General features: G+C 77.0%; 8 protein-coding genes. 5 read left to right on the top strand and 3 right to left on the bottom strand.

The genetic code is table 11. The features are described from left to right. The first annotated feature begins 60 nt into the window (after nt 1-60). The 3 genes from AB6N23_RS15150 (at nt 61) to AB6N23_RS15140 (ending at nt 1,215) form a co-directional block, all read left to right on the top strand. Nucleotides 61-174 (top strand): hypothetical protein, encoded by a 114-nt coding sequence (locus AB6N23_RS15150; RefSeq protein ID WP_412866839.1) that lies wholly within the window; start codon nt 61-63, stop codon nt 172-174. A 62-nt stretch (nt 175-236) separates the two neighbouring features. After that, nucleotides 237-665, top strand: coding sequence for a cyclic pyranopterin monophosphate synthase MoaC (gene moaC, locus AB6N23_RS15145; RefSeq protein ID WP_412866838.1), 429 nt, complete (start codon nt 237-239; stop codon nt 663-665). Further along, nucleotides 658-1,215, top strand: a complete 558-nt coding sequence (locus tag AB6N23_RS15140; protein ID WP_412866837.1) for a MogA/MoaB family molybdenum cofactor biosynthesis protein — start codon at nt 658-660, stop codon at nt 1,213-1,215. Before moaC ends, AB6N23_RS15140 begins: the two co-directional genes overlap by 8 nt. A gap of 61 nt (nt 1,216-1,276) precedes the next feature. Here the strand turns inward: AB6N23_RS15140 and AB6N23_RS15135 are convergent, their stop codons facing one another. Continuing rightward, nucleotides 1,277-2,464, bottom strand: a complete 1,188-nt coding sequence (locus tag AB6N23_RS15135) for a ThiF family adenylyltransferase (RefSeq protein ID WP_412866836.1) — start codon at nt 2,462-2,464, stop codon at nt 1,277-1,279. Next, entirely contained in the window at nt 2,461-2,802 is a 342-nt protein-coding gene (locus AB6N23_RS15130) for a cupin domain-containing protein (RefSeq protein WP_412866835.1), read from the bottom strand. The genes AB6N23_RS15135 and AB6N23_RS15130 overlap by 4 nt, the downstream gene beginning before the upstream one ends. 206 nt (nt 2,803-3,008) lie before the next feature. Between AB6N23_RS15130 and AB6N23_RS15125 the strand changes: the two genes are divergently transcribed. Further along, the gene (locus AB6N23_RS15125) at nt 3,009-4,379 is read left to right on the top strand and encodes an MFS transporter (protein ID WP_412866834.1); all 1,371 of its coding nucleotides are present in this window, start codon (nt 3,009-3,011) and stop codon (nt 4,377-4,379) included. 35 nt (nt 4,380-4,414) lie between these two features. Continuing rightward, nucleotides 4,415-8,704, top strand: a complete 4,290-nt coding sequence (locus tag AB6N23_RS15120) for a bifunctional nitrate reductase/sulfite reductase flavoprotein subunit alpha (protein WP_412866833.1) — start codon at nt 4,415-4,417, stop codon at nt 8,702-8,704. Nucleotides 8,705-8,834: 130 nt separating this feature from the next. Here the strand turns inward: AB6N23_RS15120 and AB6N23_RS15115 are convergent. Next, nucleotides 8,835-9,805, bottom strand: a 971-nt coding sequence (locus tag AB6N23_RS15115; protein WP_412866832.1) for a molybdopterin-dependent oxidoreductase, incomplete at its 5' end; no start/stop codon positions are given.

Here is a 9,805-nt window from a genome sequence, read left to right as displayed (position 1 = left end):
CGGCTCGACTGGACCGGCGGCGCGCCCGTCGCCACGCCGGTCGGCGGCCCGGGCTCGCACCTGCTCGGCGCGCTCGCCCGCGCCGACGCCCTCGTGGACGTCCCGGCGGGCACGACGCACGTGCCCGCCGGGGAGCCGGTGACCGTGGTGGACCTGAGGGAGGGGGACGCGTGAGCGACCCGGAGGACGGCGCGCCCGCGCGCCTCACGCACGTGGACGAGCGCGGGGCCGCGCGCATGGTGGACGTCGCGGAGAAGCCCGTGACCGTCCGCACCGCGCACGCCTCGGGCCGGCTGGTGACGACGCCGGAGGTCGTGGCGCTGCTGCGCGGCGAGGGCGTGCCGAAGGGCGACGCGCTCGCGGTCGCGCGGATCGCGGGCATCCAGGCGGCCAAGCGCACGCCGGACCTCGTGCCGCTGTGCCACCCGCTCGCGATCCACGGCGTCGAGGTCGACCTCACGGTCGAGGACGACGGCGTGCGGATCGACGCCCGCGTGCGCACCGCGGACCGCACGGGCGTCGAGATGGAGGCGCTCACGTGCGTCGCCGTCGCCGGGCTGACGCTCGTCGACATGGTGAAGGCGGTCGACCGGGCCGCGTCGATCACCGACGTGCGGGTCGAGGCCAAGGAGGGCGGGCGCAGCGGCGCCTGGCACCGTGCCTGACGAGCCCGTGCCCGACGTGGCCGCCGGCACGCCGGCCGCCCACCCCGACGCACCGGAGGACGCGGGCGCGGGGCCCGGCCACGCCGTGGTCGTGACCGCGTCGGACCGTGCCGCCGCCGGGGTCTACGCCGACCGGTCCGGGCCGGTGCTCGTCGGCGCGCTGCGCGCGCTGGGGTTCACGGTCGGCGACGCGGTCGTGGTGCCGGACGGCGAGCCGGTCGAGGCGGCGCTGCGCGACGCGGTCGCCGCGGGCGCGGCGCTCGTGCTGACGACGGGCGGCACGGGCCTGTCGCCGCGCGACCGCACGCCCGAGATGACGCGGCGCGTGCTCGACCGGGAGGTCCCCGGCGTCGCCGAGGCGCTGCGTGCGGACGGCGTGGCGCGCGGCGTGCCGGCGGCGATGCTGTCGCGCGGCGTCGCCGGTGTCGCCGGGCGCACGTTCGTCGTCAACGTCGCGGGGTCGACCGGTGCCGCGCGGGACGCGGCGGAGCTGCTGGGACCGGTGCTGCTGCACGCCGTGCGGCAGGTGCGGGGCGCCGACCACGGCTGACGGCGGGCCGCCCGGGCAGGTCGGTCCCGCCCCTGAGGGCTGCCGGGTCGGGGCTCCCCGGTCAGGGGACGACGAGCCCCGGGTCCACCTCGCGCGCCCATGCGACCAGGCCGCCGTCGAGGTTGCGCACGTCGCGGACGCCGGCCGCACGGGCGTAGGCGGCCGCGCGCGCCGACCGCATGCCCGACCGGCACACCACGACGAGCGTGCGGTCGGGGTCCAGGTCGGCCAGCGCGGAGCCGTCGGCCCACGTGCCCAGCGGCACGAGGCGCGCCCCGGGCAGCGTGCCGGCGGCGGTCTCGCCGGGCTCGCGGACGTCGACGACGTCGACGTCCGCGGTGCCGGCGTCGCGTGCGGCGAGCAGGTCGCGCAGCGCGGCGGGGGTCAGGTCGGGGGAGTCGGCGGTCGTCACGTCCCCGACGGTACCCGCCGGCACGGCCACGGCCGGCACGCGCGCGACCGGTGCCGGCACGCGCCCGGGCGCCGGGCGCACCGGCACCTCGCGCCACGTCGCGTCGAACGCGTCCAGGACGGCCACGCGGCCCAGCAGCGTGCGGCCCGTCCCGCACACGAGCTTGACGGCCTCGACCGCCATCGCCGCCCCCGCGGCGGCGCACACGGCGCCGAGCACGCCGTCCTCCGCGCACGACGGCACCGTCCCCGGCGCCGGGGGCTCCCCGAACACGTCGCGCAGGTCGACGCCGCCGCCCGGTGCCGCGGCCCAGAAGACGCTCACCTGCGCGTGCCCGCGCAGCACCGAGCCCCACACCCAGGGCAGCCCCAGGCGTGCGCACGTGTCGTTGACGAGGTAGCGCGTCGCGAAGTTGTCCGTGCCGTCGACCACCAGGTCGTACCCGCCGAGCACCTCCTCGGCGTTCTCGGCGGTCAGCCGCACGGCGTGGGTGCGGACGTCGACGTCGGGGGAGAGGCCGCGCACGCGGTCGGCCGCGGACGCCGTCTTCGGCCGTCCCACGTCCGCGAGCGCGTGCACCACCTGCCGCTGCAGGTTCGACGCCTCGACGACGTCGTCGTCCACGACGCCCAGCGTGCCCACGCCCGCGGCCGCGAGGTACAGCAGCGCCGGCGAGCCGAGGCCCCCCGCGCCGAGGACCAGCACGCGCGCGGCGAGCAGGCGCCGCTGACCGGTCTCGCCGACCTGCGCGAGCGCGAGGTGGCGGGCGTAGCGGTCGACCTGCGCGGGCGTCAGGGGCGGCCCGGGCGCGACGAGCGGGGGGAGCGGCGAGGTCATCCGTGCGGGTGGCGCGCCACGCTCGTCACCGTCGTCAGCAGCACGACGGCGTCCTCGAGGGCGAGCACGGAGTGCCGCTCGTGCGTCAGCACCCACAGCTCGCCCGCGGCGACCTCCTGCTGCACCTGGTCCCCCACGTGCACGCGCACGCGCCCGCGCAGAGCCTGCAGGCTCGCGGCCGGCGGGGAGGCGTGCTCGCCGAGCTCGGAGCCGGCCGTGAGCGCGATGACGGTCTGGCGCAGCTCGCCGTCGTGGACGACGAGCTCGGCGCTGCGGCCGTGCGCGTCGGCGCGCGCGAGGTCGAGGTGGGTGGTCGCGAGAGCGTCGAGGTCCGGCATGCGCCCATCCTGGCAGCCGCCGCCGGGCGCGCGCGTCCGGGCGGGACGGGCCGCGACTTCTCACACGCCGCCGCCGGGCCGTGTGCGGAAGACGTTCGCAGGGGGTTACGCCGGGCCGCGGTCGGACGAAACACGGCGTCCCTAGCGTCGTCGTCGACGCCCCACCCGTGCCGCGCCCGCGCGCACCCCGACGCCCGGAGGCTCCCGTGACCCAGACGACCACGCCCGCACCGGCGGCCACGCCGCCCGTCGCCGCACCCCCGGCCGCCGCCCTCACCGTCCGCCGCGGCCGGTGGATCGACGGCTGGGACCCGGAGGACGGCGCGCAGTGGCGGACCGTCGGCCGGGCGATCGCCCGCCGCAACCTCGGCCTGTCGGTGTTCGCGGAGTTCCTCGGCTTCGCCGTGTGGGCGCTGTGGAGCATCGTCGTGCCGCGCCTGCCCCTCGCCGGCTTCACCCTCACGGTCGACCAGATGTTCTGGCTCATCGCGATCCCGAGCCTCGTGGGTGCGACCCTGCGCATCCCCTACACGTTCGCGGTGCCGGTGTTCGGCGGTCGCAACTGGACGATCGTCTCCGCGCTGCTGCTGCTCCTGCCGACGGTCGCCCTCGCCGTCGTCGTGCAGGACCCGACCACCCCCTTCGGCGTGCTGCTCGCGGTGGCCGCGCTCGCGGGCGTCGGCGGCGGCAACTTCGCGTCCTCCATGGCGAACATCTCGTTCTTCTACCCCGAGGCGGAGAAGGGCAAGGCGCTGGGGCTCAACGCCGCGGGCGGGAACGTCGGCACCGCGGCCGTGCAGCTCGCGGTGCCGACCGTCGTGACGCTCGGCGCGGCGCTGTCGCTCGAGCGTGCCGGGTACATGTTCGTCCCGCTCGTGCTCGTCGCCGCGGTCCTCGCGTGGCGGTACATGGACAACCTGTCGAACGCGACGTCGGACCCGCGGGCCTACGGGGTCGCGGCGCGCGCCCGGCACACGTGGATCATCTCGTTCGTCTACATCGGCACCTTCGGCTCGTTCATCGGGTTCTCCGGTGCGTTCCCCACCCTGCTGGCGAACCAGTTCCCCGAGGTGACCCTGTCGATCGCGTTCCTCGGTGCGCTGGTCGGCTCGGTGGCCCGCCCGGCGGGCGGCGTCCTCGCCGACCGCTTCGGCGGCGCCCGCGTCACGGTGCTCGCGTTCGCCGTCATGTCCGTCGGCACGGTCGGCGCGATCCTCGCCCTGCGCGCGCAGGAGTTCGGGCTGTTCTTCGCCTCGTTCCTGCTGCTGTTCCTCGCCACGGGCGCCGGCAACGGCTCGGTCTACCGGATGATCCCCGCGGTCTTCCGCTTCGGCGCCGGGGACGACGCGGACCGTGCGCGGCGCGCGAAGGCCGCCGCCGGGTGCATCGGCATCGCGGGCGCCGTGGGCGCGGTCGGCGGCTTCCTCATCCCGCGCGGCTTCGCGATCTCGACGTCGCAGACGGGCTCCGTCCAGGCCGCGCTGTGGGTCATCGTCGGGATGTACGCGGTCATGGCGGCGACCACCTGGGCCGTGTACCAGCGGCGCGGCTCGGAGTTCGGCACGACGGTCATCTGACCGACCGACGCAGGCACACCCCGGGAGGCATCCGCGTGACGGCGACCACCACCGCGCAGGACGAGCGCACGGCCACGACGCAGGTCGCGACCGTGTGCTCGTACTGCGGCGTGGGCTGCGGCGTCGTCCTCGACGTGGTCGAGGACGACGCCGGCGGCCGGCGCGTGCGCAGGGCGAGCGGCGACCGCGCCCACCCGTCCAACGGCGGGCGCCTGTGCACCAAGGGCGCGACGAGCGCCGACATGCTCGCCGCCGGCGGTCGGCTGTCGTCCGCGCTGGTGCGCCCCGAGCGCGGGGCCGAGCCGGCGCCGGTGCCGCTCGACGACGCGATCGCCACCGTCGCCCGCCGGCTGCGCGAGGTGGTCGACACGCGCGGCCCGGACGCGGTCGCGCTGTACGTGTCGGGCCAGATGAGCATCGAGGCGCAGTACCTCGCGAACAAGCTCGCCAAGGGGTACCTGCGCACGAACCGGATCGAGTCGAACTCGCGCCTGTGCATGGCCAGCGCCGGCACCGGCTACAAGCTGTCGCTCGGCGCGGACGGGCCGCCGGGGTCGTACGAGGACCTCGACCACGCCGACGTGTTCCTCGTCATCGGCGCGAACATGGCCGACTGCCACCCGATCCTGTTCCTGCGCCTGCTCGACCGCGTGAAGGCGGGCGCGAAGCTCGTCGTCGTCGACCCGCGCCGCACCGCGACCGCCGAGAAGGCGGACCTGTTCCTTCAGGTGCGCCCCGGGTCCGACCTGGCGCTGCTCAACGGGCTGCTGCACCTGCTCGTCGAGGCGGGCGCGGTCGACGACGCGTTCGTCGCGGAGCACACCGAGGGCTGGGACGCGATGCCCGCGTTCCTCGCCGACTACCCGCCCGACGTCGTCGAGGGGCTCACGGGCGTGCCCGCCGCCGACCTGCGCGCCGCCGCCGCGCTCATCGCCGGCGCCGGGAGCTGGGTCTCGTGCTGGACCATGGGCCTCAACCAGTCGACGCACGGCACGTGGAGCACGAACGCGCTCGTCAACCTGCACCTGGCCACCGGTGCGATCTGCCGTCGGGGGAGCGGGCCGTTCTCGCTGACCGGGCAGCCCAACGCCATGGGCGGGCGCGAGATGGGGTACATGGGGCCCGGCCTGCCGGGGCAGCGCTCGGTCCTCGACCCCGCCGACCGCGCGTTCGTCGAGGACCTGTGGGACCTGCCGCCGGGCACGCTGCACACCGACGGTGTGGGCACCGGCACGATCGACATGTTCCGGCGGATGGCCGACGGCGAGATCGCGGCGTGCTGGGTGATCTGCACGAACCCCGTCGCGTCCGTCGCCAACCGGCGCACGGTCATCGAGGGCCTCGAGCGCGCCGAGCTCGTGATCACGCAGGACGTGTTCGCCGAGACGGAGACCAACGCCTACGCCGACGTCGTCCTGCCCGCCGCGCTGTGGTCCGAGGCCGACGGCGTCATGGTGAACAGCGAGCGCACCATGACGCTCGCGCGCCGCGCGCTCGACCCGCCCGGCGACGCGCTGCCCGACTGGCAGCTGATCGCGCGCGTGGCGACCGCCATGGGCTTCGACGGCTTCGCGTACGCGAACGCGGAGGAGGTCTTCGAGGAGATCCGCCGCAGCACCAACCCGCGGACCGGCTACGACCTGCGCGGCGTCAGCCACGAGCGCCTGCGCCACGGCCCCGTGCAGTGGCCGGTCGCGCCGGACGGGCCCGCCCGCAACCCCGTGCGGTACCGCAACGACGGCGTGCACCAGCCGCTGCACGTGCGCCCCGACGGCACGCGCCCCCGGCTCGTGTTCCCGACGCCGAGCGGTCGCGCCGTGTTCCACGCCCGCCCGCACCTCGACCCCGCCGAGATGCCGGACGACGACTACCCGTTCGTCCTCACCACGGGGCGCGTGCAGCACCAGTGGCACACGCTCACCAAGACCGGCAAGGTGCCCGCGCTCAACCGCCTGAACCCCGGTCCGTTCGTCGAGGTGCACCCCGACGACGCCGCGCGGCTCGGGCTCGTCGCCGGCGGGTCCGCCGAGGTCGCGTCGCGGCGCGGGCGCGCCGTGCTGCCCGTCGTCGTCACCGACCGGGTGCGCCCCGGCACCCTGTTCGCGCCGTTCCACTGGAACGACCTGTTCGGCGAGTACCTGTCCGTCAACGCCGTGACGAACGACGCCGTCGACCCGCTGTCGTTCCAGCCCGAGCTCAAGGCGTGCGCCGTGACCCTCACGCCCGTGGCGGCGCCCGAGGCCGACGCGGCGGCCGCCGACCCCGCCGGCACGGCCGCCGACCCGGCCGGCACGGCCGACGACGCGACGGACGGCGTCGCCGCCGGGACGACGGCCGCACCCGCACTCGACGGGCCCGCCACCATGCAGGCGCTCGCCGTCGCCCTCGGCCTCGACGACGTCGGCCCGCCCACCCTCGGCCCCGACGAGCAGCGCTACCTCGCGGGGTTCCTCGCCGGCCTCGGGCGCGGCGCACCCGGCACCCCGGTGCTGCCGCCCACGGCACCCCTCGACGGCCCCGCCGCCCTGTGGGTCGACGGCGTCCTCGCCGGCATGTTCTCCCGCGCGCCCGGGGGCCCGCGCCCCCCGGCCCTCACCACCGCGCCGGCGCGCGAGCTCGTCGTGCTGTGGGCGTCGCAGACCGGTACCGCGGAGGACCTCGCCGCACAGGTCGCCGCGCGCCTCGCGGCCGCGACCGGGCGCACCCCTCGCGTCGTCGCCATGGACGACGCGCTCGACCGGCTCCCGCGCCGCGCCGACGTCGTCCTCGTCACCAGCACCACCGGCGACGGCGACGCCCCGGACAACGGCACCGCCCTCTGGGAGGTGCTCGCCGACCCCGCGGCACCGTCCTTCGACGGCGCCCGCTACGCCGTGCTCGCGCTCGGGGACCCGGCCTACGACCAGTTCTGCGGCCACGGCCGCCGCCTCGACGGGCGCCTCGCCGAGCTCGGCGGCCGGCGTCTGGTCGACCGGCTCGACCGCGAGCCCGGCGACGACGACGCGGTCGCCCGCTGGCTCGACGCGCTCGTCGCGGCGCTCGCGGACGACGGGCTCGCGGCCGCCGACGCGTCCGCGACCTCCGTCGCGTCCTCGCCGGCCGGGACCGACGCCGCCGGACCCGTGCCGTCCGGTGCACCGCAGGGGCGTGCACCCGCCCGCACGGACGCCGTCGGCGGTCGCGGCCCGGCCGCACCGGCGCACGCGACCCGCACGCAGCCGGGTCGCGCGCGGCTCGTCGTGAACCGCCGCCTGGGCGCGCCGGGGTCCGGCAAGGAGGTGCGCGAGCTCGTCCTCGACACGAGCGGCAGCCCGCTGCCCGTCCCGTACCGCGCGGGGGACGCGCTCGGCGTGCGGCCGGTCAACGCGCCGGGCCTCGTCGCCGAGTGGCTCGCGGTCACCGGCCTGGACGCGGGCGCGGACGTCGTCGTCGACGGCGGCCCCCTGCGGCTCGCGGACGCCCTGCGCACCGAGCTCGACGTCACCCGCCCGTCCACGGCGCTGCTGCGGTTCCTCGCCGACCGCACGGGCGACGCGGACCTGCGGCGGCTGCTGCGCCCCGACAACCGCAACGACCTCGCGAAGTGGCTGTGGGGCCGCCAGACGGTCGACGTCGTCGCGGAGCTCGGCGTGCGCGCCGGCGCCCAGGAGTGGGTCGACGTGCTCAAGCGGCTGCAGCCGCGGCAGTACTCCATCGCGTCCAGCCCGCTGGTCGACCCGCACCGGGTGCGCCTGACGGTGTCGGTGGTGCGGTACGCCGGCCCGGGCGGCGCCGCCCGCACGGGGGTCTGCTCGGCGTACCTCGCCGACGCGCCGGACGGCGCGGAGGTCGCCGTGCACGTGCAGCCCTCGGCGCACTTCCACCTGCCCGACGACGACGCCGCACCCGTGGTCATGATCGGCCCCGGCACGGGCGTCGCGCCGTTCGTCGGCTTCCTCGCCGAACGACGGGCGCGCGGCGACCGTGGGGAGAGCTGGCTGTTCTTCGGCGAGCAGCACGCCGCCACTGACTTCTGGTACCGCGAGGAGCTCGACGCGCTGCGCGCGGACGGCGTCCTCACGCGCCTCGACACCGCGTTCTCGCGCGACCAGCGCGCGAAGGTCTACGTGCAGGACCGGATGCGCGAGCAGGGGCCGCAGCTGTGGTCCTGGCTCGAGCGCGGTGCCCACGTGTACGTGTGCGGCGACGCCGCCCGCATGGCCAAGGACGTCGACGCCGCGCTGCGGGAGGTCGTCGTGCGCCACGGCGGCCTGACCCCCGACGACGCCGCCGCCTACGTCAGGCGCCTCGCCGAGCAGCGGCGCTACGCGCGCGACGTGTACTGAGGGACGGACCGGCGACGGGCGCCGTGCGACCTGCGTGCGAGCGCGTCGTCCCGCGCACGGCCGTCACGGATGTCGCAGGAGGTGCGCGACCGGCGGGACGGGGGGCGTGACGTCGCGGGGCACGGGTGCGTCAGGACACCGTGACGTCGACGCGGTGGTACCCGGTGGCGCCGTCGGGCACGACGCCCTGCGGCACCCCGGTCTGCGGGCCGTCGGGGTCGGACGCCCGCACGTGCAGCCGGTGGCTGCCGGCGCTGGCGCCGGTCCACCTCCAGCGCCACTGGCGCCACGTGTCCACGCCGCCGTCCCCGGCGAGCTCGGCGTCCTCCCACGGGCCGTCGTCGACGCGCACCTGCACGCCCGTGATGCCGCGGTGCTGCGCCCACGCGGTCCCCGCGACGACCACGTCCCCGGCCGCGACGGTGCTGCCGTTGCGCGGGACGTCGATGCGCGACTGCGTCTTGACGGGCCCGCGCGCCGACCAGCCGCGCCGGGTCCAGTACGCCTCGGCGCGGTCGAAGCGTGTGACCTCGAGGTCGGTCACCCACTTGGTCGCCGACACGTAGCCGTAGAGGCCGGGCACGACGAGCCGCACCGGGAACCCGTGCTCGGGCGGCAGGGGGGCGCCGTCCATCGCGACGGCGAGCAGGGCGGCACGGTCGTCGGTGAGGGCCTCGATGGGCGTCGACGCCGTGAACCCGTCGACGCTGCGCGACAGCACCATGTCGGCGTCGGCGGTGGGGCGCGCGCGGGCGAGCACCTCGCGGACGGGCAGCCCGAGCCAGCGCTGGTTGCCCACGAGGTCGCCGCCGACGGGGTTGGAGACGCACGCCAGGGTCACCCAGGCCTCCACGAGGTCGGACGCGAGGAGCTCGTCCCACGTCAGCTCGACCTCCTGCTCGACGAGGCCGTGCACGCGCAGCCGCCACGTCGACGGGTCCACCTGCGGCACCACCAGCGCGGTGTCGATCCGGTAGAACGCGGCCGGCGGGGTCGCCCACGGCTCCGCCCCGACGACGTCGACCTGCACGTCGGCCGGGGGAGCCGGCGCCGGGCGCGCGGGCGCCGGCAGCCGCACCGCCTCGCGCACCGCCTGCACGC

The sequence above is a fragment of the Cellulomonas pasadenensis genome (assembly GCF_047229365.1).
Classification (GTDB): Bacteria; Actinomycetota; Actinomycetes; order Actinomycetales; family Cellulomonadaceae; genus Cellulomonas.
This window is presented reverse-complemented; position numbering and strand designations above follow the sequence as displayed.

What these genes read in the sequence shown, in the direction of transcription:
- AB6N23_RS15135 (WP_412866836.1), bottom strand. Translation starts at nt 2,464, where the DNA reads ATGACCTCGCCGCTCCCCCCGCTCGTCGCGCCCGGGCCGCCCCTGACG.
- moaC (WP_412866838.1), top strand. Translation starts at nt 237, where the DNA reads ATGGTGGACGTCGCGGAGAAGCCCGTGACCGTCCGCACCGCGCACGCC.
- AB6N23_RS15130 (WP_412866835.1), bottom strand. Translation starts at nt 2,802, where the DNA reads ATGCCGGACCTCGACGCTCTCGCGACCACCCACCTCGACCTCGCGCGC.